General features: G+C 28.6%; 23 protein-coding genes. 9 read left to right on the top strand and 14 right to left on the bottom strand.

The window, feature by feature from the left end; genetic code table 11:
* Positions 1 to 144 precede the first annotated feature (144 nt).
* Both TY07_RS06935 and TY07_RS06930 read right to left on the bottom strand, forming a co-directional pair.
* On the bottom strand, positions 145 to 1,014 hold the full coding sequence (locus tag TY07_RS06935; RefSeq protein ID WP_052330634.1) for a mechanosensitive ion channel family protein: 870 nt from the start codon (positions 1,012 to 1,014) through the stop codon (positions 145 to 147).
* A gap of 18 nt (positions 1,015 to 1,032) precedes the next feature.
* Positions 1,033 to 1,272: a putative Se/S carrier protein gene (locus tag TY07_RS06930; RefSeq protein WP_042397234.1), complete on the bottom strand. Its 240-nt coding sequence runs from the start codon at positions 1,270 to 1,272 to the stop codon at positions 1,033 to 1,035.
* A gap of 205 nt (positions 1,273 to 1,477) precedes the next feature.
* Here TY07_RS06930 and TY07_RS06925 point away from each other — a divergent pair, with 205 nt between their 5' ends.
* Positions 1,478 to 2,635, top strand: a complete 1,158-nt coding sequence (locus TY07_RS06925; protein ID WP_042397232.1) for an aminotransferase class V-fold PLP-dependent enzyme — start codon at positions 1,478 to 1,480, stop codon at positions 2,633 to 2,635.
* Between the two features lie 63 nt (positions 2,636 to 2,698).
* A complete protein-coding gene (gene yyaC, locus TY07_RS06920) occupies positions 2,699 to 3,271 on the top strand; it encodes a spore protease YyaC (protein WP_042397229.1) in 573 nt (190 codons plus the stop codon).
* A 66-nt stretch (positions 3,272 to 3,337) separates the two neighbouring features.
* Here the strand turns inward: yyaC and TY07_RS06915 are convergent, their stop codons facing one another.
* The 12 genes from TY07_RS06915 to rpmH form a co-directional block, all read right to left on the bottom strand.
* Positions 3,338 to 3,841 carry a DUF4446 family protein gene (locus tag TY07_RS06915; RefSeq protein WP_042397225.1) on the bottom strand — a complete coding sequence of 168 codons (504 nt, stop codon included), beginning with the start codon at positions 3,839 to 3,841 and terminating at the stop codon, positions 3,338 to 3,340.
* 38 nt (positions 3,842 to 3,879) lie between these two features.
* Entirely contained in the window at positions 3,880 to 4,758 is an 879-nt protein-coding gene (locus tag TY07_RS06910; protein WP_042397221.1) for a ParB/RepB/Spo0J family partition protein, read from the bottom strand.
* A 14-nt stretch (positions 4,759 to 4,772) separates the two neighbouring features.
* Positions 4,773 to 5,534, bottom strand: coding sequence for a ParA family protein (locus TY07_RS06905; RefSeq protein WP_042397219.1), 762 nt, complete (start codon positions 5,532 to 5,534; stop codon positions 4,773 to 4,775).
* Positions 5,535 to 5,750: 216 nt separating this feature from the next.
* On the bottom strand, positions 5,751 to 6,521 hold the full coding sequence (noc, locus tag TY07_RS06900; RefSeq protein WP_042397216.1) for a nucleoid occlusion protein: 771 nt from the start codon (positions 6,519 to 6,521) through the stop codon (positions 5,751 to 5,753).
* A gap of 168 nt (positions 6,522 to 6,689) precedes the next feature.
* Positions 6,690 to 7,406: a 16S rRNA (guanine(527)-N(7))-methyltransferase RsmG gene (gene rsmG, locus TY07_RS06895; protein ID WP_042397213.1), complete on the bottom strand. Its 717-nt coding sequence runs from the start codon at positions 7,404 to 7,406 to the stop codon at positions 6,690 to 6,692.
* A 1-nt stretch (position 7,407) separates the two neighbouring features.
* Positions 7,408 to 9,297, bottom strand: a complete 1,890-nt coding sequence (mnmG, locus tag TY07_RS06890; RefSeq protein ID WP_172676196.1) for a tRNA uridine-5-carboxymethylaminomethyl(34) synthesis enzyme MnmG — start codon at positions 9,295 to 9,297, stop codon at positions 7,408 to 7,410.
* A 10-nt stretch (positions 9,298 to 9,307) separates the two neighbouring features.
* A complete protein-coding gene (mnmE, locus tag TY07_RS06885) occupies positions 9,308 to 10,687 on the bottom strand; it encodes a tRNA uridine-5-carboxymethylaminomethyl(34) synthesis GTPase MnmE (RefSeq protein WP_042397208.1) in 1,380 nt (459 codons plus the stop codon).
* Between the two features lie 132 nt (positions 10,688 to 10,819).
* Positions 10,820 to 11,443, bottom strand: coding sequence for an RNA-binding cell elongation regulator Jag/EloR (gene jag, locus TY07_RS06880; RefSeq protein ID WP_042397204.1), 624 nt, complete (start codon positions 11,441 to 11,443; stop codon positions 10,820 to 10,822).
* Positions 11,444 to 11,473: 30 nt separating this feature from the next.
* On the bottom strand, positions 11,474 to 12,241 hold the full coding sequence (gene yidC / locus TY07_RS06875; RefSeq protein WP_042397200.1) for a membrane protein insertase YidC: 768 nt from the start codon (positions 12,239 to 12,241) through the stop codon (positions 11,474 to 11,476).
* A 13-nt stretch (positions 12,242 to 12,254) separates the two neighbouring features.
* Positions 12,255 to 12,467 carry a membrane protein insertion efficiency factor YidD gene (yidD, locus tag TY07_RS06870; RefSeq protein WP_042397196.1) on the bottom strand — a complete coding sequence of 71 codons (213 nt, stop codon included), beginning with the start codon at positions 12,465 to 12,467 and terminating at the stop codon, positions 12,255 to 12,257.
* On the bottom strand, positions 12,464 to 12,817 hold the full coding sequence (gene rnpA, locus TY07_RS06865) for a ribonuclease P protein component (RefSeq protein ID WP_042397193.1): 354 nt from the start codon (positions 12,815 to 12,817) through the stop codon (positions 12,464 to 12,466). The genes yidD and rnpA overlap by 4 nt, the downstream gene beginning before the upstream one ends.
* A gap of 64 nt (positions 12,818 to 12,881) precedes the next feature.
* Complete coding sequence (gene rpmH, locus TY07_RS06860) at positions 12,882 to 13,016, bottom strand: 50S ribosomal protein L34 (RefSeq protein ID WP_032116814.1); 135 nt, start codon at positions 13,014 to 13,016, stop codon at positions 12,882 to 12,884.
* 523 nt (positions 13,017 to 13,539) lie between these two features.
* Between rpmH and dnaA the strand changes: the two genes are divergently transcribed.
* The 7 genes from dnaA to gyrA all read left to right on the top strand — a co-directional run bounded on the left by dnaA (position 13,540) and on the right by gyrA (position 22,498).
* The gene (gene dnaA, locus TY07_RS06855) at positions 13,540 to 14,901 is read left to right on the top strand and encodes a chromosomal replication initiator protein DnaA (RefSeq protein ID WP_042397186.1); all 1,362 of its coding nucleotides are present in this window, start codon (positions 13,540 to 13,542) and stop codon (positions 14,899 to 14,901) included.
* Positions 14,902 to 15,173: 272 nt separating this feature from the next.
* Entirely contained in the window at positions 15,174 to 16,274 is a 1,101-nt protein-coding gene (gene dnaN, locus TY07_RS06850) for a DNA polymerase III subunit beta (protein ID WP_042397184.1), read from the top strand.
* A gap of 42 nt (positions 16,275 to 16,316) precedes the next feature.
* Entirely contained in the window at positions 16,317 to 16,523 is a 207-nt protein-coding gene (locus TY07_RS06845) for an RNA-binding S4 domain-containing protein (protein WP_042397456.1), read from the top strand.
* 65 nt (positions 16,524 to 16,588) lie between these two features.
* Positions 16,589 to 17,674, top strand: a complete 1,086-nt coding sequence (gene recF, locus TY07_RS06840) for a DNA replication/repair protein RecF (RefSeq protein ID WP_042397181.1) — start codon at positions 16,589 to 16,591, stop codon at positions 17,672 to 17,674.
* A 13-nt stretch (positions 17,675 to 17,687) separates the two neighbouring features.
* On the top strand, positions 17,688 to 17,948 hold the full coding sequence (gene remB / locus TY07_RS06835; protein ID WP_042397179.1) for an extracellular matrix regulator RemB: 261 nt from the start codon (positions 17,688 to 17,690) through the stop codon (positions 17,946 to 17,948).
* 53 nt (positions 17,949 to 18,001) lie between these two features.
* Positions 18,002 to 19,918 (top strand): DNA topoisomerase (ATP-hydrolyzing) subunit B, encoded by a 1,917-nt coding sequence (gyrB, locus tag TY07_RS06830; protein WP_172676195.1) that lies wholly within the window; start codon positions 18,002 to 18,004, stop codon positions 19,916 to 19,918.
* A gap of 33 nt (positions 19,919 to 19,951) precedes the next feature.
* Positions 19,952 to 22,498 (top strand): DNA gyrase subunit A, encoded by a 2,547-nt coding sequence (gene gyrA, locus TY07_RS06825; protein WP_042397177.1) that lies wholly within the window; start codon positions 19,952 to 19,954, stop codon positions 22,496 to 22,498.
* Positions 22,499 to 22,898 lie beyond the last annotated feature (400 nt).

Below are 22,898 nucleotides of genomic sequence, written 5' to 3'. Positions count from 1 at the left end.
TAGTTAATAGTTTTGAGTTGAGAGTTAATAATTATTAATAAAACTCCTATGAGTTTTTTAATAATATATTTTTTAATTCAATTTTGTGAATTTATTCCTTAACCACAAACTATTAACTATTAACTATTAACTATTAACTATTAATTATTTCTTGTTTACTATAGCAGTTTTAGGATATGGAATTTCTATACCTGCTTCATCTAATGCCATTTTTATTTCTTTTCTTAATTCTCTTTCCATTTCCCATTGACTTAAAGGAACCGCTCTTCCAATTACTCTAATTGTAACTCCTGATGCATTTAAAGAAAGTACTCCTAATACTTGTATATCGCCTCTAAGCTTATCTGAATGCTTTTCCTGAAATCTTGTATTAACCTTTTTAATTAATTCTATAGTTTCATCTATATTTTCTTCATAAGCAATTTCAACATCGACAATAAATCTAATATCACCTCTAGAGTGATTCGTAACCTCTAAAACAGTACCATTTGGGATTAAATGTAAATCTCCCGTGAAATCTCTAAGAACTGTTGTTCTTATTCCTATACTTTCAACTATCCCTTCAAATTGTCCAATTGTTACATGATCACCTATTCCATATTGATCTTCAAATAAAATAAAAAATCCATTAATTAAATCTTTAACTAAACTTTGAGCTCCAATACCAATTGCAAATCCACCAGCACTTACTAATGCTACTGGTATTTTGGTTAAAATATCATATAACATTGATCCTACACCAATAATATATACTGTATATTTCAATACACTTTTAAGAACTTCTCCTATAGTTATAGCTTTCTGTGGCTCTAATGAAAAACTAGTTTTACTTCTTACTTGCCTATCAACAAATTTGTTAATTAACTTATTTCCTATTCTAATAGAAAAATACATTAGAACAGCTATAAAAATAATTGATATAATTTTTTCTATTATCAAATCCAAATCTATTCTTTTAACAAAAAAATTAACGATTTTATTTCCGTAATTAGCCCACTCTACAACTGCATACATTACGTCACCCCTTTTACTCTATTTTACTAAAGCATATTGAGACTCTTCTCTTTTATATACATTTTTAAACTCAACTATATTATTTTCAATTATATTATTTACATCTTCTTCACTTTCAACTCTTACACAAATTCCACAGCTTTGAGTTATTAATGTAGGTGTTGGCATAATTCTAAATTTATAATTTAACTCACTTAATTTTTTCTCAGCAGTCATTGCATCATGAGTATTTTTAAATACTATAATATAATAATTCATTATCTTTTCCTCCTTATATTAAAATACATTTAATTATATTATAACGTTTTTTTTATTTTTATAAATATTTAATATTCCATTTATTTCTTACATAATTTTCTAACTGTTGTTGCATTTTTATTTATTTATTCTATTATAATATGTAGATACATTTATTATAAATTTTCTTATAATTTACAATAATAAAAGTTTAAAGGAGTAGCATATGAAAGTTTATTTAGATAATGGTAGTACCTCTTTTCCTAAACCAAAAGTTGTTGCTGATTCAATATATAATTACTTAACTAACGTTGGTGGTAATCCTGGTCGATCTAATCATCCCAAATCATTAGCAGCAAATAGAGTATTATATGATACAAGAGAAAAAATCTGTAATTTTTTTAATTTTAACAAAGCCGAAAATGTAATTTTTACTAACAATATTACATCATCATTAAATATCTTACTTAACGGAATCATTAAACCTGGAGATCATGTTATTACTTCCTCTATGGAACATAATTCTGTAATTAGACCTTTATATAATCTATCTCAAAACTCTAATATTGAATTAGATATAGCCCAAGCAAACTCACAAGGAATAACCGATGTAGAAACTATAAGAAAACTTATTAAACCTAATACAAAACTAATAGTAATTACACATGCTTCGAATGTAACTGGTTCTATTCAACCAATAAAGCAAATAGGACAGCTCTGTAAAGAAAATAATATTTATTTCATATTAGATAGTGCTCAAAGTGCTGGTGTACTTAATATTGATTTTAATGAATTCTCATTAAATGCATTAGCTTTTACTGGACATAAAAGCCTTCTTGGTCCTCAAGGAATAGGTGGATTTATCATAGATGATAAACTAAATGAGATTTGTACTCCTACCATTTTAGGTGGTACAGGAAGCTTATCACATTCTTTATCTCAACCTGATTTTTTACCTGATAAATTTGAGTCTGGTACATTAAATATTCCTGGAATAATTGGATTATCTGAAGCAATCGAATTTATAAATAAAGAAGGCCTAAATACTATTTATGAACATAACAGTTATTTAAGATCATTTCTAATTTCCGGATTGTTAAATATTCCTAATTATAATATTAGCGGTGCTTTAGATAGAGGACTTGCTACATCTTGTGTTTCTATAACTCATTCAAAATTAGATGTAAGCGAATTATCCTATATCTTAGATTCAGACTTTAACATTAGTAATAGAAGCGGATTACATTGTGCTCCTTTAGCACATAAAACTATTGGTACTTTCCCTAATGGTACTGTTAGATTAAGTATTGGATACTTTAATACAGTTGAGGAAATAAAATATACTTTAGATTGTTTAAATGAAATTAATAATATCTATAAATAATTTTATATTAAGTGAATAGGTTATATTATTCCTGTCGATACTTTCAATAGGAGGGTTTATGATATGGATAATTGTTTCGAATTAGATTCACTATTACCTAATTCACATCATGAACTAGGTGAATATTTGTATATAAAATTAAAAAATATTATTGCAGAAAATCGTCCTATAATTTTTTTATGTATAGGTACAGATCGTGCAACAGGAGACTCATTAGGGCCTTTAATTGGTTATAAACTTAAAAATTTATCACAAAAAAATATTTATATATACGGTTCTTTGGAATATCCTGTCCATTCCGTTAATTTAGTAGATGTTTTAAATAAAATTGATTCTAGTTTTAAAAATCCTTTTATTATTGGAATAGATGCCTCCCTAGGCAATGTGCAACAAATTGGCAAAATATTTATTGAAGACCTACCATTACATCCTGGTTTAGCATTAGATAAGGATTTGCCTACGGTAGGAGAAATGAGTATAAAAGGTGTTGTAAATATATCTGGTAATTTAGATTTTATGATGCTTCAAAATACTAGATTATTTGTGGTTATGTCTTTAGCAGATTGTATATCTAATGGAATTAGACATTTCATTAATAAAGCCCTTTCTAATAATACCTTGTTATCATATGATTAATTCCATTAATATAGATATAAAAAATAACATGGTTATAATAAAGAAATTTATTATAACCATGTTATTTTAATTTTTACTATTAATAGCTTCATTTAATACATGAATTTCTTCCTCTGATAAATCATATCTTGATATTCCCTTATCTATAGGCTTTGCATAAGTTGTACTATCATGTCTAGAATATATTCCTGTTATAATAACACCATCATTAAATGAATCTAATATCGCTACTGAGAAACTTAAGTCACTTCCAACATCCTCAAAAGCTTTATATCTCATAATAGCAATTTTATTTACGCAACCTTTCATTTCTTCAGAAATTGCTTTACATTCATTAATAGCTAGCTCTGATTGTTCAAGTGCTTTTCCAATATTATCTAAGTTATCATTTAAAGCTTCTTCTAAATTTTTATTATTGACACCACGCATCATCTTTCTATACTTTTTTTCAAGTTTATTTACAGATGATAATAATATCATTGTCATTATAAATAATAATAATGTGATTATTGATAATCCTATTATTATAAAGATTGAATATTGATTAATTATATTTATTATGCTGTCCATCTTCTGCATCTTCCCTTCAAATGTTTCACGTGAAACATTTATAAATTAATTATCTCTAGTATTCTTTGCAAATCCTCTTCAGAATAGTATTCAATCTCAATTTTCCCTTTATTATTTTTATTAGTTATATTAACCTTAGTTCCAAAATAATTTTCTAGTCTTTCAGTTAAATCTTTATAATAAGGATTATTTTCTTTTCGAGATTTACTTTTAGATCGACCAGAATTATCTTTTAACTTTCTAATCTGCATTTCTAATTCTCTTACTGATAGCTTATCATCAATAACATTTTGAGCTAATTCACATTGAAGCTTACTATCAGTAATAGCTAATAAAGCTCTTCCATGCCCTTCAGATATAACCCCTTCAATAATATATTGCTGAACATCATCACTTAAATTTAATAATCTTAATGTATTAGTTATAGCAACACGTGATTTTCCAATTCTTTTACTTAATTGCTCTTGAGTCAAACTAAAGTCATTTATCAATTTTTTATATGCAGTAGCTTCTTCTATAGAGTTTAAGTCTTCTCTTTGAATATTTTCAATTAAAGATATTTCTAATACTTGCTTTTCAGTTAATTCCATTACTACAGCAGGAACTTCTTTTACTCCTATTGTTTTAGCAGCTCTCCATCTTCTTTCCCCAGCAACAATTACATATTCACCCTTATCTTTTTTTAATATTAAAGGCTGTATTATTCCATTGCTTTTTATAGATTCCGCTAATTCCATAATTCTTTCGTCATCAAATCTTTTTCTTGGTTGACTATCATTATTTTTAATTAAATTAATATCAATTAATGTATATCCTTCATTTTTAACTTCTGTTTTAGGTTCTTTTTTATCTAAAATCATAGTATCTTCAGGTATAAGAGCATTTAGACCTTTACCCAACCCAAATTTTTTGCTCATGTTTCTCAACCCCTTTATTGCTTACTTAAAAACTCTTTCGCAAATTTTTTATATGCTGCAGCGCCTTTGCACTTTTCATCATAAAGCATAATAGGTAATCCAAAACTTGGTGCCTCTGCCAATCTTATATTTCTAGCAATAGTCGTTTCATATACCTTATCATTGAAGAATTTTTTTGCTTCCTCATATACTTCATTACTCAAATTAGTTCTATAGTCATACATAGTCATTACTACACCTTCTATATCAAGAGACTTATTTAATGATTTTTTAACTAATTGAACTGTATTAATTAATTGACCTACACCCTCTAATGCATAGAATTCACATTGTATTGGAATCAGTACTGAATCAACAGCAGTTAATGCATTTATTGTTAAAACACCTAATGATGGTGGGCAATCTATGAATATAAAATCATATTGATCTTGTATCTTAGATATTTCTCTTAAAAGAATAGTTTCCCTATCCTTTACTCCTATAATTTCAACTTCTGCACCTGCTAATTCCATAGTTGATGGTGCTATGTATAAATTAGGAATTAATTCACTCTTAATAATAACATTTTCTAAAGAAGTATCAGCAGTTAATACATCATACATAGAATATTCTAAGTTTCTCTTGTCTAATCCTAAACCGCTAGTTGTATTTCCCTGAGGATCAATATCTATTGTTAATACTCTATAGCCCTCCATTGCTAGAAAAGCACATAAATTTATATTAGTAGTAGTTTTTCCAACTCCACCCTTTTGATTAAAAATACAAATTTTTTTCATAAAAAGTCCTTATTAAGGACTTCACCCCCTTCCCATATGTATATTATATATATTTTCTTGTAATAGTTAAAGATAGTGTTATTAAAAATAAGATGAAATTTAAGTTAATTATTATTTCACGTGAAATATTTAATAAAAAATTTTTCTTAGTAAATGTTTCACGTGAAACATATTATAAAAAGGCACTCAAAATAAAGCTTGAGTGCCTTGAAAATCTTATTTGTTTTTAGGTATAGAAACTGTTATCTCAATACATTCTTCCTTATCTTGAAGTTTGTATTCAGCGGGAATATTAAACTTATTTAATACTTGCTTTATAGTATTAACATATAACTTCCCAGGTAAAACCCCTTTACCTTTTCTCTTTTTCATTTGTTCACCAGCTAATTTTAATAACTCAGTATTAATTAGCTCTTCAGTTTTCTTTACATTTAAAGAATTTGCTATTACTTTTTTCACAACCTTTAATTGTAATTCTTCATTTGGTAAACTTAATAACGCTCTTGCATGTCTTTCCGTTAGATTATTTTCAAGACATAAAATTCTTACTTTATCGCTTAGCTTTAATAATCTCAATTTATTAGCTATTGTTGATTGTTTTTTACCCATTCTTTTTGCTAATTCTTCTTGAGTAAACTTATGGTCATTAATTAAATTGTAATATGCTTCAGCTTCTTCCATGAAATTTAAATCTTCTCTTTGCAGGTTTTCTAATAATGCTAATTCTGCTGATTCTGTATCTGTAATATCAATTACATTACACGGTACAAATTCAAGTTCTGCCATTCTAGCGGCTCTCCATCTTCTTTCCCCTGCTACTAATTCAAATTTATCTCCCATTCTTCTAACTGTAATAGGTTGAATTATACCATGTTCTATAATCGATTGGCTTAATTCATTTAGTGCTTCTTCATTAAAAAACTTTCTTGGTTGATATGTATTTGGAAAAATACTCTCTACCTTTATGTTCATTATTTCTTTATTCATATTTGTACGACCATCCCTCACAATTTGTTAATCAACATTTAGTTCCATATTTTAACAATTCCGCTTTTTCTTTTTTATTTCCTTCTATATTCTTATAGTTTTGTAAGACAAATCATTATATTATTTTTTATTTCATATGGTACCCTACTATATATAATTTGTTTTATTCTATAATGGCTTTTTAGTAATTGTTCCTGCTTTTCTTGGATAAGTCTTAGGACATGGTTTTATTTTTTCAACCTCTACAATATTATGTTTTAAGTCAGTTTCTTCAATAGAAACTTCTATTATTCCCTTTAACTCTCCACCTAAAGTTTTTATTGCATTACCAGCATTTTTAAGTTCTTCATCTATAGAAGGCCCTTTTAAGGCTACAAAATATCCACCTTTTCTTACATATGGCATACAGAATTCAGATAAAACAGCCATATTAGCTACAGCTCTTGAAGTTGCAACATCAAATTTCTCTCTTAATTCTTGTTTTCTAGCCCCATCTTCAGCCCTTGAGTGAATAGTTGTAACATTTTTTAACCCAAGTTCTCTTACTACTATATTTAAATAATTAATTCTCTTATTTAATGAATCTAAAAGAGTTACTTCTACATTTGGATTCATTATTGCTATTGGTAATCCTGGAAAACCAGCTCCTGTTCCAACATCAATTATATTCCTAGCATTCTTAATTGCATCAGACTTAAATGCTTTAATACAGTCTATAAAATGCTTTTTTATAACTTCCTCATCTTCAGTTATAGCTGTTAAGTTAATTTTCTCATTCCATTCTTGAAGAAGTCTCATATATTTAATGAATTGCTCATATTGTACTTCTGTTAATTCTAATCCTACTTCATTAGCAGCTTCTTTCATTAAGTCAAAAAATTTCATTTTATTCCTCCACTTTATTCTTCTTATATTGATGTTCTAAATAAATAAGTAATACAGATATATCTGCTGGAGAAACTCCTGATATTCTTGAAGCCTGACCTATACTTACAGGTCTTATTGAACTTAATTTTTGAATAGCTTCAACTCTTAATCCCTTTATATCATTATAATCTATATTTTCTGGTAATAGCTTCTTTTCGAACTTCTTAAATTGCTTAACTTGATCCAATTGACTAGCTATATATCCTTCATATTTTGCTATTATATTTACTTGTTCCCCAATATCATCTGTATAATTAGGTCTTTCTAAATCTAATGGTGCTAACATGAAATAATCTAATTCAGGTCTCTTGATTAATTCATACATGCTAATAGGTTTCTTTAATTCTGTAGAATTAAGACTAACTAAGAATTCATTATTTTCTCTCTTATTAGTTATTTGTAAATTCTTTAATCTTTCAACTTCACTTTCTATATTAGCTTTTCTATTTAAGAATCTATTATATCTTTCGTCTGTTACTAACCCTACTCTTCTTCCTATTTCAGTTAATCTAAAATCTGCATTGTCTTGTCTTAATAACAATCTATATTCAGCCCTAGAAGTCATCATTCTATAAGGTTCGTTTGTACCTTTTGTAACTAAATCATCTATTAAAACTCCTGCATATGCATCAGAACGAGTTAATATCATTGGCTCTTCACCTTTAATCTTTAAAGCCGCATTAATACCTGCTACTATCCCTTGTGCAGCAGCCTCTTCATATCCTGAACTACCATTTAATTGCCCTGCTCCATATAATCCTTCTATTGTTTTAAACTCTAATGTTGGCTTTAATTGCATAGGATTAATTGAATCATATTCAATTGCATATGCAGTTCTTAAAAATTCAACATTTTCAAGTCCATCTAATGTTCTATACATCTTAATTTGAACATCTTCTGGTAATGATGAAGACATTCCACCTACATACATCTCTAATGTATCTTCACCTTCAGGTTCTATGAATATTTGATGTCTATTCTTATCAGGGAATTTCATAACCTTATCTTCTATAGATGGGCAATATCTTGGTCCTACCCCTTCAATACTTCCGTTATATAAAGGTGATCTACCTATATTTTCTCTTATAATATTATGAGTTTCCTCATTAGTGTAAGTTAACCAACAAGAAATTTGTTCTCTTTCAATATTATCATTCATGAATGAAAATGGTACTATCTTTTCATCACCTGGTTGTTCTATCATCTTAGAAAAATCTACGGACTTTCTATTTATTCTTGCTGGTGTACCAGTCTTAAATCTTCTCATTTCGATTCCAAGATCCATTAAATGTTGAGTTAATTCATTAGCTGGTGCTAAACCATTTGGTCCACTATTATAAATAACATCACCAATTATTACTTTTGCTCTTAAATATGTACCTGTTGTTAAAATTATTGCTTTACATTTAAAAAATGCTCCATTTTTAGTTAAAACACCAACAACTTTACCATCTTCTATATCAATATCAATAACTTCAAGTTGTCTAACCTCAAGATTCTCTTGATTTTCTAATACACTTTTCATTCTGTTTTGATATTTTTTTCTATCTGCTTGTGCTCTTAATGAGTGTACTGCCGGTCCTTTAGAAGTATTTAGCATTCTTGATTGAATAAATGTTTCATCTATATTAACTCCCATTTCTCCACCAAGTGCATCAATTTCTCTTACTAAATGTCCTTTAGCTGTACCTCCTATATTAGGATTACATGGCATTAATCCGATTGCATCAAGATTTATTGTGCATACTAATGTCTTTAATCCCATTCTAGCTGACGCAAGTCCTGCCTCACATCCTGCATGACCAGCACCAACTACAACTACGTCGTATTCTCCTGCATTATATCTCATTTCTATACTCCTACTTTCCTACACAGAAATCTCCAAATATTTTATTTACTAAGTCTTCTTCTAATTCATCACCAGTGATTTCATTTAAAGCTCTTAGTGCTGAAGTAACAAAAATAGATATTAAATCTAAATATTCGTTCATTCTTACTTTACTTAATGCCATTTCAGCATTTTCTAATGCTCTAAATAAAGCTTGCTTATGTCTTGAATTAGATATAATTAGACTTTCTGTATCAATTTTTCCACTAAAGAATAGTTCTTTTATGGTTTCTTTTAAATCACTTAATCCTATTTCTTCCTTAGCTGATATCTTGATTATGTTCTCAAAGTTGCTTATTACATTTTCATCTATCTTACATTCTAAGTCTATCTTATTTAATATAACAACACACTTCTTATCTCCAACAGAATCAATAATTTCTTTGTCCTCATCATCTAATTCTCTTGAAGAATCAAGTACTAATAATACTAAATCAGCTTCTTGAATTTTTTCTCTTGATCTTTCAACTCCAATTTTTTCTACAACATCTTCAGTTTCTCTAATCCCTGCTGTATCTATTATTTTGACAGGAATTCCATCTAAATTTATGTACTCTTCTATAATATCTCTTGTTGTTCCAGCAATATCAGTTACTATTGCTCTTTTTTGTCTTAATAAGGCATTTAATAGTGATGATTTACCTACATTAGGCTTACCTACAATCGCTAAGCTTAATCCTTCTCTTATTAGCTTTCCTTCATCTGCACTCTTTAAAAGTCCATTCATTTCACTTATAGCCTTTTCTAAACTTTCTCCAACCTTTAATGGTATACTTGGATCTATTTCTTCATCATCTTCTGTAAAGTCAACTGCAAACTCAACTAAAGCTAATATATTTAACATATACTCTCTTAATCTATTAATTTCTTTCGATAAATATCCATTACTCTGCATTAATGCTGATTTCATTGCTAAATCAGTTTTAGCAGTTATTATATCCATAACAGCTTCAGCTTGAGATAAATCAATTCTACCGTTTAAAAATGCTCTTTTTGTAAATTCTCCTGGTTCTGCAAGTCTTGCTCCAGCCTTTATTACTGTTTCTAAAACTTTATTAGTTGAAACAACTCCACCATGACAATTTATTTCTATTGTATCTTCTGCTGTAAAACTCTTAGGTCCTTTCATAAAACTAATTATCACTTCATCAATAAGCTCATTAGTTTCTCCATCATAAATATGTCCATACTTCATTGTATAAGATTTCATATTTCTAATATCATCATTGCTTTTAGGCTTAAATATCTTTGATGCTATATCTAATGCTTTATCTCCTGATATTCTAATAATTGCAATACCACCTTCACCTAAAGCAGTAGCTATAGCACATATTGTATCAAATTCTTTCATTCTTAATCCTCCGGATTTTCCGTTTTTAATTATTATGCCCTATTTTCGCTATTATTCATTTTACATAACTATTTTATATAAGTCAAAATTCTAAAAAAATAATAAGAGAAGACTTAAAAAAGTCTTCTCTTATTATTTTTTGAAACTTATTACTATTCTTCTAAAAGGCTCTTCACCTTCACTATATGTGTTAATATCATTATATTCTTGTAACGCTGAATGAATAATTCTTCTTTCATATGGGTTCATAGGTTCTAATTTGTAAGGTCTTTTAGATTTTCTTACTTTATAAGCAGCTTTTTGAGCAACTCTTACTAGAGTTTCTTCCCTTTTGCTTCTATAATTTTCTGCATCTAATACGACTCTCTTGTAAGGATTTTCATGATTCTTATTTATTACTAAAGAAACTAAATATTGAAGCGAATCTAATGTTTCACCTCTATACCCTATTACTAATCCCATCTTATCGCCACATAAATTAATATTTACAACATCATTTTCTTCTTTAATATTAATATCAGCCTTTATATTCATAGAATTTAATACATCAGTTAAAAACTTTTTTGCATTATCTATACTATCAGGCTTTTTAGTTACCCTAACCTTTGCTGGCTTAGCTCCTATTAGGTTAAATAAACCCTTACTACCCTCATCAATTATCTCAACATCTACATTTTCTTTTGTAAGCTTTAATTCATCTAATGCATTTTTTAAAGCTTCATCAACCGTTTTACCAGTCATTTCTATTGTTTTCATACCCTATTCACCACCTATAAAATATGATAATTATCTCTTTTTAGTTTTTGGTGTAGATTTTTTAGCTTTTTGAATTTTAGCTTGCGCCGCCTTTTCTTCTTCAACTTTTTTCTTTTTCATTGCTGGACGATAATTTAAGAAATATGTTTGAATTAATTGAATTATCCCACCAGTTATCCAATAAATTATTAATATTGGTTGGAATTGAAGAGACATGAATCCCATCATACCTGACATAACAATATTCATAGTACTCATATTCATTCCGCCTTCTTGCTGAGGCATTGATTTACTTAATAATAATGATGGTATATAAGTACTTAATGCTGCTAATATAGCTAGTATTATAGAAACAAATCCAATCCCTTTTGGATAAGCGAATATATCTGGTATGAATAAGAACGATGTATCAGCCCCAGGTGTTGCTGTTATAGTTCTAAATACCCCATATAAAGCAAATAATATAGGTAATGGTAATAATGTTGGTAGACATCCACCGAACATACTAACATTGTTTTCTTTCATTAATTTAGAAGTTTCTAATTGTAACTTCTGTGGGTCATTTGCATACTTCTTTTGAAGTTTTTGCATTTCTGGTTGTATTTCTTGCATTTTTGCATTCGATTTTGTTGCTTTAATATTAAGAGGTAATATTAATAATCTTATAATTGCTGTAAAAAGCACGATTGCTAATACATACGAAATCCCTTCTGCATGTTCTGGTACCCCTAATGCAATAATCATATTATGTAAAGCATCGAACATTTTCGTCATTACATTTACAATTGCATTCCACATTCTAATAGCCTCCTTATTTTACCGGATCATATCCCCCATTTTTGTTAAAAGGATTACACCTTAAAATTCTCATTATAGATAAAAATCCTCCTTTAAGTACACCATATTTAGTAATTGCCTCAACTGCATACTGTGAGCATGTAGGAACAAATATACATCTTCTAGGTCTCATAGGAGAATAATATTTTTGATATAGCTTTATAATATTTAAAAGCAATTTTTTCATTTTAAATATATTCCTGCCTTTTTCAATAAGTTTATCATAGCTGCTTCTACATCGCTATATTTTTTTTCATTAATAGCACTTCTAGCTACAAAAACAAAATCATATCCAGTCTTAATGTCTTTAACATTTAACCTATAGCTTTCATATATTAATCTTTTACTTCTACTTCTTACTACACTATTTCCAACTTTTTTACTTACAGAAATTCCTACCTTATTATATAATTCATTTTCTTCATTAATATTCTTCTTATTATTAAAAACATATAGAACTAATAATTTATTAGCATAAGACTTTCCTCTTCTGTAAACAAGTCTAAATTCTGTATTCTTTCTTAATTTGTATATCATAAGTTTTAATAAACTCTCCTTAAAATACCTGCATGTGCAGAAAAAAGGCCACAAAGTGCGGCCCTTATGCTGTTAATTTTTTTCTACCTTTTTGTCTTCTTCTCTTAAGAACAGTTCTTCCTGAAGCAGTGCTCATTCTCTTTCTGAAACCATGTTCTTTTTTTCTTTGTCTCTTTTTTGGTTGGTATGTCATGAACATTCGAAATACACCCCCTTTGAGTGATTTATTTATAGTAAAAACTATATTTCTCAATTTAAAGTTACCTTATCATTATATATATTTACCTTTTTACTGTCAATATGAATTAAATTCCGCAAAACTGTTGATAATTTTATTCACAGGTTAAAATTTGTGGATAACTTATTGATAACTTATGTAACTATATGATATTATTAAGTATAAGTGTGAATAAAAATGTGAATAACTTAACTTATCCACAATTGTGGATTAATCTGTGTATAACTTGTTCAATCTTTCTTATTAACTCTATAATTACGTAGTTATTATTATCAAAACTAGGGCTTTTATTCGCTGTTAATAATATCTATGTTTATAATATCTAAAATTGTGGATAACTATAATGTAATTATATTATCTACATAAATTGTTAACATGTTATTAATTTTATCAACTTTATCAACATAATCATTTTTTTGTTAATAACTTTGTTGATATCTTGTTAATAATTTTTTAAAATTTCTTTTTTTGGAGGATAGCTTAAATGGAAACTGAGCTTAAAGAATTGTGGGAAAAAACCCTAAACATAATAAAAGGCGAGTTAACTGAGGTTAGTTTTAACACTTGGATTAAAAGTTGCGAGCCAATATCCATGTCATCAAATACTATCATAATCAGTGTTCCGAATTCCTTCACTCAAGATATATTAGAAAAAAGGTATAAAGATTTAGTTATAAATTCAATCGAAGCTGCTTGTTCAAAAACATATAATTTAGATTTTGTTATAGCATCTGAAATACAAGAAGCGGAAGAAAAAAATGAAACAAATAAAAATACTAATAAAAATGATGGAATTGCTGTTACTGTAAATGACGAAATGTCTAGTACATTAAATCCAAAATATACTTTTGATTCATTTGTAATAGGTAATAGTAATAGATTTGCTCATGCTGCATCTCTTGCTGTTGCTGAATCTCCAGCTAAAGCTTATAATCCTCTTTTCATTTATGGAGGCGTGGGACTAGGGAAAACACACTTAATGCATGCAATTGGACATTATATTCTTCAAAATAATCCAAATGCAAAAGTTGTTTATGTTTCATCTGAGAAATTTACTAACGAACTGATAAATGCAATAAAAGATGATAAAAATGAAGAATTTAGAACTAAATACAGAAGCGTTGATGTCTTATTAATAGACGATATTCAATTTATCGCTGGCAAGGAAAGAACTCAAGAAGAGTTTTTCCACACTTTTAATACATTGCATGAAGCAAATAAACAAATAATTCTATCATCAGATAGGCCCCCTAAAGAAATTCCTACTTTAGAGGATAGATTACGTTCAAGATTTGAATGGGGTCTTATTGCTGATATTCAAGCACCTGACTTTGAAACAAGAATGGCTATTTTAAAGAAAAAGGCTGATGTAGAAAAGCTAAATGTTCCTAATGAAGTTATGGTATACATAGCTACTAAGATAAAGTCTAACATTAGAGAACTTGAAGGTGCATTAATTAGAATTGTAGCATATTCATCTTTAACAAATCGTGAAATTACTGTTGATTTAGCTACTGAAGCTTTAAAAGATATAATTTCAAATAAACAAAATAAAAGCATTACTATAGATCTTATTCAAGATGTTGTAGCTGCTTACTTTAATTTAAGAGTTGAGGACTTGAAATCACAGAGAAGAACAAGAAACGTAGCATATCCAAGACAGATAGCTATGTATTTAAGCAGAAAACTTACAGACATGTCATTACCTAAAATTGGCGAGGAATTTGGTGGACGTGACCATACTACTGTAATTCATGCTTATGAAAAAATATCAGAAAGCCTAAATAAAGACGAGAGCTTAGAACACACAATAAATGATATAACAAAAAAGTTAACTCAAAAATAATCAACAACTGTACATAATAACTAGTGAATAGTTTGTGGATAAGTCATTTATTCGTCTTTGGCTGTGAATACTGTGGATAAGAGTATGATTTTGTTACCGACTTATCCACAGTATTTTTTGCATGAATTTTATTGAAAAATAAGGGCTGGAGGTACTTATCCACATATCCACATCCCTTACTACTACTATTATTATATTTATTATATATATATTATCTATTTAAATTGCATAATTCTATGTGCATAACTGTGTATAACTTAGGAGGTAAGATTATGAACATAATATGCTCAAAGCAAAAATTACAAGATGGAATTTCTATCGTTACAAAAGCTATAACAGGAAAAACTACTATGCCTGTATTAGAAGGTATTTACATTCAAGCCACTAAAGAAGGTCTAACATTAATAGGATCTGATATGGATGTTAGTATCGAAACAAAAGTAGAAGCTGAAGTATTAACAGAAGGTAGTATTGTAATTGATTCTAAGATTTTCTCTGAAATAATAAGAAAATTACCAAATTCAGATGTAAAAATAGAAATAGCTGAAAATGATTTAGTTCAAATTACTTGTGAAAAGTCTGTTTTCAATGTTGTTTATATGAATGCAACTGATTATCCAGCGTTACCAAGCATCAATGAAGACCTTAATGTAGAAGTACCACAAAACTTATTAAAAAATATGATAAAAGGAACTTCTTTTGCAATAGCTCTAGATGAAGCTAGACCAATATTACAAGGGATACTTTTTGAAGTTAAAAATAAAGAGCTTAATTTAGTTGCATTAGATGGATATAGATTAGCTGTTAGAAGTGAATTGCTAGATGTTGATGATAACATCGAAGTTGTTATACCAGGAAAAACTTTAAATGAAGTTTCAAAAATATTAGAAGATAATGCTGATATTGTAAAAATCACTTTTACTAACAATCATATTTTATTTAATATTAATAATACAAAAATTATATCTAGATTATTAGATGGTAAATTTGTAAATTATATTTCTCTTTTACCTCAAGAATATAAATTATTAGTGAATGTTAAAAAACAAGAACTTCAACAAGGTATTGAAAGAGCATCACTAATGGCGAAAGACGGAAATAGCAATTTAATAAGATTAGATGTACAAGAAGATACTTTAGTTATCACTTCTAATTCTCAATTGGGAAAGGTAAGAGAAGAAGTTAACATAAATCTGCAAGGTGAAGGAATACAAATTGCATTTAATTCAAGATACTTATTAGATGTATTGAAGAATATGGAAGAAGATGATGTGGTTATTGAAATGACTTCAAGTGTTAGTCCATGTGTAATAAAAGGAAAAAATAGCAATAATGCTAAATACTTAGTTTTACCAGTAAGACTAGTAAGATAGGAGGAACTTGTATAAAACTTGAATAATTATACAAGAAGCGTTATGAATAAAATAGAAATTACAACAGAGTTTATTAAATTAGATTCATTTTTAAAATTTTCAGGTGCAGTATCTATGGGTTCAGAAGCTAAAATGTTAATTTTAGATGAGCTTGTTAAAGTTAATAATGAAATTTGCACTCAAAGAGGAAAAAAATTATATAAAGGTGACATAGTTGAATTTAATGGGGAAAGTTACGAAGTAGTCTAAAGACTATTTTTCCCAGAGTGCTTAACCTTATTAAGTTTAATATGTTATAATTAAAGGTGTTTAAGATGTTTATTAAAAGATTGCAAATGCTTAATTACAGAAATTATAATGTATTGGATATAAGCTTAGGTCCACATGTTAATGTTTTTATGGGCGATAATGCTCAAGGAAAAACTAATATATTAGAGGGTATATACTATTGTGCTTTTGCAAGGTCTCATAGGACATCAAAAGACAGGGAACTTATTAATTGGAATGCTGATAATGCACTTTTAAGTGTTTCTGTTGGTAGAGAGAGATTGGATAAGAGAATAGATATAAGCATTCTTAAGGACGGAAAAAAAGCAATACAAATTAACAAGATTAAAATTAAAAAGATCGGTGAATTATTCGGAAATTTTAATGTTGTTATGTTTTCTCCGGAAGATTTAAAGATAATTAAGGATTCTCCCGGTGTAAGAAGAAAATTCATAGATATGGAGTTGTGTCAATTAAATCCTAAATATTATTATAATCTTGTTCAATACAATAAAGTTTTGAATGAAAGAAACAGCATATTAAGAAATCGAAATATAAATAAAGATATTTTAGAGGTATATGATATGCAATTGGTTGAATTTGGATATAATATAATAATGGAGAGATTAGAATACATTAAAAAGCTAAATAAGTATTCTGAAAAAATACATTCAGACATAACTTCAGGAAAAGAAAAAATTGAATTTAGATATACTAGTACTATTAAAGATTTAGAAAATATAAAAGATAATTTTTATGCACTATTAGAAAAAAATAGAGTTAGAGATAGCGAGAGAGGAATTACCTCTGTAGGACCACATAGAGACGATTTTATAGTCTTAATTAATGATATTGACACAAAAAGCTATGGGTCTCAAGGACAACAAAGAACTGCTGTTTTAACTATTAAATTTGCATCTTTAAAAATCATTAAGGAGCTTACAGGAGAACACCCAGTTTTACTTTTAGATGATGTACTTTCTGAATTAGATTTTAGTAGGAAGAGATATATATTAAGTACAATAGGAGATATCCAAACAATTATTACATGTACTGGAATTGAAGATTTATATGAGTATTTGGATGATAAATCTAAAGTTTTTAAAGTTAAGGATGGAGAAATTCTTAACTAAAGGAGGAGTTCTTATGTTTTTACACTTAGGGGAAAATGTAGTAGTACCAATAAAAGATGTAATTGGTATATTTGACTTACAAACATCAATGTATAGTTCAGATACAATATCATTTTTGAGAATGGCTGAAGAAGACGGATTTGTTGAAAGAATTTCAAAGGAAAGTCCTAAATCATTTGTTATAGCGGAAGTTAATAAAATGAGTAAGGTGTATTTATCACCTATTTCATCATCTACTTTAACTAAGAGAACAAATATTGATTATAATCCATAAGTCCAATATTTAGCCTTCATAGTTAAAAAAATTAAAAGTATAAGGAGGAATTTATGTTGGAAGAGAATAAGCAAAGTTATGATGAAAGTCAGATTCAGGTTTTAGAAGGCTTAGAGGCTGTAAGAAAAAGACCTGGTATGTACATAGGTAGCACGAGTTCTAGGGGTCTTCATCATTTAGTATATGAAATAGTTGATAACAGTATAGATGAGGCATTAGCTGGATTCTGTAAAAATATAGAAGTTGCAATAAATGAAGATAATTCAATTACTGTAGTTGATGATGGTAGAGGTATGCCAGTTGGAATTCACCCTAAAATGGGTAAAGCTACAGTTGAAGTTATAATGACTGTTTTACATGCTGGAGGAAAATTTGGAGGCGGTGGATATAAAGTATCTGGTGGTCTTCATGGAGTTGGTGCTTCAGTAGTTAATGCATTATCTGAATACTGCGAAGTTACAGTTAAAAGAGAAGGTTTCATATGGCAACAAAAATACTCAAGAGGAAATGTTTTATGTGATTTAACGAAGATTGGTGAATCTGATGAACATGGAACTAAGGTATTATTTAAACCAGATCATGAAATTTTTGAAGACACTGTATTTGATTTTGAAGTATTAGCAAGTAGATTAAGAGAATTAGCATTTCTTAACAAAGGAATTGCAATTACTTTAACTGATAAAAGAGAAGGTGAAGAAAGAGTTGAAAAATTCCACTATGAAGGTGGGATAAAAGAATTCGTTTCTTACTTAAATAGAAATAAAGAAGTTTTACATGAGTCTCCTATTTATGTTGAAGGTGAAAAAGATGGAATAATAGCTGAAATTGCCCTTCAATATAACGATGGATATAATGAAAATCTATATTCTTTTGCTAACAATATAGATACTATTGAAGGGGGAACTCATTTAGCTGGATTTAAAAGTGCTTTAACAAGAGCAATAAACGATTATGCTAAGAGATTTGGTCATATTAAAGATAATGATAAGAATCTATCTGGTGATGATGCAAGAGAAGGTCTTACAGCTGTTGTTTCTGTTAAGATATCTGAGCCTCAATTTGAAGGTCAAACTAAAACTAAGTTAGGAAATTCAGAAGTTAGAGGTGTTGTTGATTCAATAGTTGCTGAAGGTGTAAGTATTTTCTTAGAAGAAAATCCTGCAGTAGGTAAGATTATAATAGATAAAGCATTAATGGCAGCAAGAGCTAGAGATGCAGCTAGAAAAGCTAGAGAACTTACAAGAAAATCAGTTCTTGAAAGATCTACACTTCCAGGTAAATTAGCAGATTGTTCATCTAAGGATCCAATGGAATGTGAAATTTATATAGTCGAAGGGGATTCAGCCGGGGGTTCAGCAAAGCAAGGAAGAAATAGAAAATTCCAAGCTATTTTACCTTTAAGAGGTAAAATATTAAATGTTGAAAAACAAAGATTAGATAGAATACTTAATTCAGACACAATCAGATCTATGATTACTGCATTTGGTGCAGGAATAGGAAAAGATTTTGATGAAGCAAAATTAAGATACAATAGAATAATAATAATGACCGATGCCGATGTTGATGGTGCTCATATAAGAACTTTATTATTAACATTCTTCTATAGATATATGAGACCACTTATAGATGGAGGTCATGTTTATATAGCACAACCACCATTATATAAAGTTAGCAAAGGTAAGAGAGAAGAGTATGCATATACGGATGAAGATCTTGATAAGATTTTAGAAGAGTTTGGTGGAAAAGATAACTCAATAAACATTCAAAGATACAAAGGTCTTGGAGAAATGAATGCTAATCAATTATGGGATACAACAATGGACCCAGAACATAGAATTCTTTTAAAAGCAACTGTAGAAGATGCTATTGCTGCTGATGAAATATTCACTATATTAATGGGAGATAAGGTTGAACCAAGAAGAGAATTTATTCAAAAGAATGCTAATAAAGTTAGCAATTTAGATATATAGTACTAAATATTTAGTATTAGTTGAGGTGAGTACATGAACTTAAACGAGGGAAAATTTATACATGTAGATATAAATAAAGAAATGAAAAGATGCTACATTGATTATGCGATGAGCGTAATTGTTGGGCGTGCTCTTCCAGACGTAAGAGATGGTCTTAAACCAGTTCATAGAAGAATTCTTTATGCAATGCAAGAGTTGGGCTTAGAGCCTAATAAGGGATACAGAAAATGTGCCAGAATAGTTGGTGAAGTTTTAGGTAAATATCATCCACATGGTGATTCATCAGTTTATGATGCATTAGTAAGAATGGCTCAAGATTTCTCAATGAGATATATGCTTGTTGACGGTCACGGTAACTTCGGTTCTGTTGATGGAGACAGTGCAGCGGCAATGAGATATACAGAAGCTAAAATGAATAAAATTGCAATTGAAATGCTTAGAGATATTAATAAGAATACTGTTGATTTCATGCCAAACTTTGATGGTGAGGAACAAGAACCAGTAGTGTTACCTTCAAGATATCCAAACCTTTTAGTTAATGGATCTTCAGGTATAGCAGTTGGTATGGCAACAAATATTCCTCCTCATAACTTAGGTGAAGTTATTGATGGAACTATAATGTTAATAGATAATCCTGAAGCTACAGGATTAGATATTATGACATGTATAAAGGGACCTGACTTCCCAACAGGTGGAATAATAATGGGTAAATCAGGTATAAGAGCTGCATATGAAACTGGAAAAGGGAAAATTGTAGTTAGATCTAAAACTGAAATTGAAGAGGAAAATGGAAGACATAGAATAATAGTTACAGAAATTCCATACCAAGTTAATAAGGCTAAACTTATAGAAAGCATTGCTGACTTAGTTAAAGATAAAAAGATTGTTGGAATTTCAGATTTAAGAGATGAATCTGACAGAGACGGTATGAGAATAGTAATAGAATTAAAGAAGGATGCAAATCCAAATGTTGTTTTAAATCTATTATTTAAGCATACAAAGATGCAGGATACTTTTGGTATCATTATGTTAGCTTTAGTAAATAATGAGCCTCAAGTCTTAAATTTAAAAGAAATATTAAGTAACTATATTAGTTTCCAAAAAGAAGTTGTTACTAGAAGAACAATATTTGAATTAGAAAAAGCACAAGCGAGAGCTCATATTCTTGAAGGATTAAGAATAGCTTTAGATAATATTGATGAAGTAATTAATATTATTAGAGGATCAAAAACTAGTGAAATAGCTAAGAATACATTAATCGAAAGATTTGGATTATCTGAAAAACAAGCTGTTGCTATCTTAGAAATGAGATTAAGAAGATTAACAGGCTTAGAAAGAGATAAAATTGAAGAAGAGTATGCTGAGTTAATGAAACTTATTGGCTATTTAAATTCAATTCTTGCAAGTGAAGAAAAATTATTAGGTGTAATTAAAGAAGAATTACTTGAAATAAAGGCAAGATATAACGATGAAAGAAGAACTCAAATAGAAAAAGTTGTTAATGACATTGATATAGAAGATTTAATTCAAGAAGAAGAAACTGTTATTACACTAACTAACTCAGGATATATTAAGAGAATATCAGCTGATACATATTCTGCTCAAAGAAGAGGGGGAAGAGGTATTCAAGCAATGTCTACAAAAGAAGATGATTTCGTAGAACATGTTTTAGTTACTTCGACTCATTCAGATGTATTATTCTTTACTAATAGAGGTAGAGTATATAAGAAGAGAGCATATGAAATTCCTGATGCTGGAAGAACAGCAAAAGGAACTAATATAATAAATCTTATTCAAATAGAACAAGATGAAAAAATAGAAACTGTATTAACTGTTAGAGATAATATTGATGAAGGATATTTATTCATGGCAACTAAGCATGGATTAGTTAAGAAAACACCTTTATCAGAATTTAAGAACTTAAGAAAGAGTGGACTAATAGCTATTAACTTAAGAGAAGGTGATGAACTTCTTAAGGTTAAGGTTACAAGAGGAGATGCTGATATTATAATAGTTTCTCAAGAGGGTAATGCAATTAAGTTCAATGAACAAGATGTAAGACCTATGGGAAGAACAGCATCAGGAGTTAAGTCTATGAACTTAAGAGAAAATGATATAGCTGTTTGTATGGATATAGCAGTTGATGAAGAAGATTTATTAGTAATTAGTGAGAATGGATTTGGTAAGAGAACTCCATTAACTGAATATAAGAGACAAAATAGAGGTGGAGTAGGTCTTATTACTTATAAGATAAGTGAAAAGACAGGTAAGGTTGTAGGTGCTACTGTTTGTAAGCCAGAAGATGAATTAATGCTTATAAATACAAGTGGAATTGCAATTAGAATAAATGTATCTGATATATCAGTAACCAGTAGATCTGCTATGGGAGTTACTTTAATGAGAACTACTGAAGAAGAAAAAGTAGTTGCTGTTGCTAAGATAGCAAGTAATGGAGAAGAAGAAAGTGATGAACAATTAACATTAGAAGCATGTGCAGATAATGAAGTGATTGAAGAAAACAATGATACTAGTTTAGATAGATTAGTAGAAGAAGCTCAAAAAGAAGATATAGAAGAATAAAATATTAAATATATTTAATTATGTTAAGTGATAAATTACAAATAATAGATTTGTAATTTATCACTTTTTTTATATAAAGTAGAACATAATGCAAAAAAATATATGTACTCTGTGCCTAGTGTATCAATAGTAGAAAAATAAAGTAAAATAAATAAAATAAGAGAAAAATAAATATAATTTAATTTAAATCAAAAAAAATAAAAGATTAATATTTATGTTAATGTTAAGATAAAACACGTCGCTGATGACAAATGAACAAAACAAACGAAAGTTGTTGAATGAGTTTATTTTGAAGTGACAATAAATAATTCATTACCCAATAAAATGTCAAAAAAACTTTTTTAAAAAAAGTTGTTGACAAGGAAAAAGAGTAGTGATAAGATAAAGAAGTCGCTTGAGG

Source organism: Clostridium saudiense, assembly GCF_000577815.1.
Lineage (GTDB): Bacteria > Bacillota > Clostridia > Clostridiales > Clostridiaceae > Clostridium > Clostridium saudiense.
This window is presented reverse-complemented; position numbering and strand designations above follow the sequence as displayed.

Excerpts from the sequence above, each read along its gene's own strand:
- TY07_RS06930 (WP_042397234.1), bottom strand. The coding sequence starts at position 1,272 with ATGAATTATTATATTATAGTATTTAAAAATACTCATGATGCAATGACT.
- rsmG (WP_042397213.1), bottom strand. The coding sequence starts at position 7,406 with ATGAAATTTTTTGACTTAATGAAAGAAGCTGCTAATGAAGTAGGATTA.
- TY07_RS06910 (WP_042397221.1), bottom strand. The coding sequence starts at position 4,758 with ATGAGCAAAAAATTTGGGTTGGGTAAAGGTCTAAATGCTCTTATACCT.
- dnaA (WP_042397186.1), top strand. The coding sequence starts at position 13,540 with ATGGAAACTGAGCTTAAAGAATTGTGGGAAAAAACCCTAAACATAATA.
- remB (WP_042397179.1), top strand. The coding sequence starts at position 17,688 with ATGTTTTTACACTTAGGGGAAAATGTAGTAGTACCAATAAAAGATGTA.
- TY07_RS06845 (WP_042397456.1), top strand. The coding sequence starts at position 16,317 with ATGAATAAAATAGAAATTACAACAGAGTTTATTAAATTAGATTCATTT.
- TY07_RS06915 (WP_042397225.1), bottom strand. The coding sequence starts at position 3,841 with ATGGACAGCATAATAAATATAATTAATCAATATTCAATCTTTATAATA.
- yidC (WP_042397200.1), bottom strand. The coding sequence starts at position 12,241 with ATGTGGAATGCAATTGTAAATGTAATGACGAAAATGTTCGATGCTTTA.
- rpmH (WP_032116814.1), bottom strand. The coding sequence starts at position 13,016 with ATGTTCATGACATACCAACCAAAAAAGAGACAAAGAAAAAAAGAACAT.
- recF (WP_042397181.1), top strand. The coding sequence starts at position 16,589 with ATGTTTATTAAAAGATTGCAAATGCTTAATTACAGAAATTATAATGTA.
- TY07_RS06925 (WP_042397232.1), top strand. The coding sequence starts at position 1,478 with ATGAAAGTTTATTTAGATAATGGTAGTACCTCTTTTCCTAAACCAAAA.
- noc (WP_042397216.1), bottom strand. The coding sequence starts at position 6,521 with ATGAATAAAGAAATAATGAACATAAAGGTAGAGAGTATTTTTCCAAAT.
- gyrB (WP_172676195.1), top strand. The coding sequence starts at position 18,002 with ATGTTGGAAGAGAATAAGCAAAGTTATGATGAAAGTCAGATTCAGGTT.
- yyaC (WP_042397229.1), top strand. The coding sequence starts at position 2,699 with ATGGATAATTGTTTCGAATTAGATTCACTATTACCTAATTCACATCAT.
- TY07_RS06935 (WP_052330634.1), bottom strand. The coding sequence starts at position 1,014 with ATGTATGCAGTTGTAGAGTGGGCTAATTACGGAAATAAAATCGTTAAT.
- mnmG (WP_172676196.1), bottom strand. The coding sequence starts at position 9,297 with ATGAGATATAATGCAGGAGAATACGACGTAGTTGTAGTTGGTGCTGGT.
- yidD (WP_042397196.1), bottom strand. The coding sequence starts at position 12,467 with ATGAAAAAATTGCTTTTAAATATTATAAAGCTATATCAAAAATATTAT.
- jag (WP_042397204.1), bottom strand. The coding sequence starts at position 11,443 with ATGAAAACAATAGAAATGACTGGTAAAACGGTTGATGAAGCTTTAAAA.
- rnpA (WP_042397193.1), bottom strand. The coding sequence starts at position 12,817 with ATGATATACAAATTAAGAAAGAATACAGAATTTAGACTTGTTTACAGA.
- gyrA (WP_042397177.1), top strand. The coding sequence starts at position 19,952 with ATGAACTTAAACGAGGGAAAATTTATACATGTAGATATAAATAAAGAA.
- mnmE (WP_042397208.1), bottom strand. The coding sequence starts at position 10,687 with ATGAAAGAATTTGATACAATATGTGCTATAGCTACTGCTTTAGGTGAA.
- TY07_RS06905 (WP_042397219.1), bottom strand. The coding sequence starts at position 5,534 with ATGAAAAAAATTTGTATTTTTAATCAAAAGGGTGGAGTTGGAAAAACT.
- dnaN (WP_042397184.1), top strand. The coding sequence starts at position 15,174 with ATGAACATAATATGCTCAAAGCAAAAATTACAAGATGGAATTTCTATC.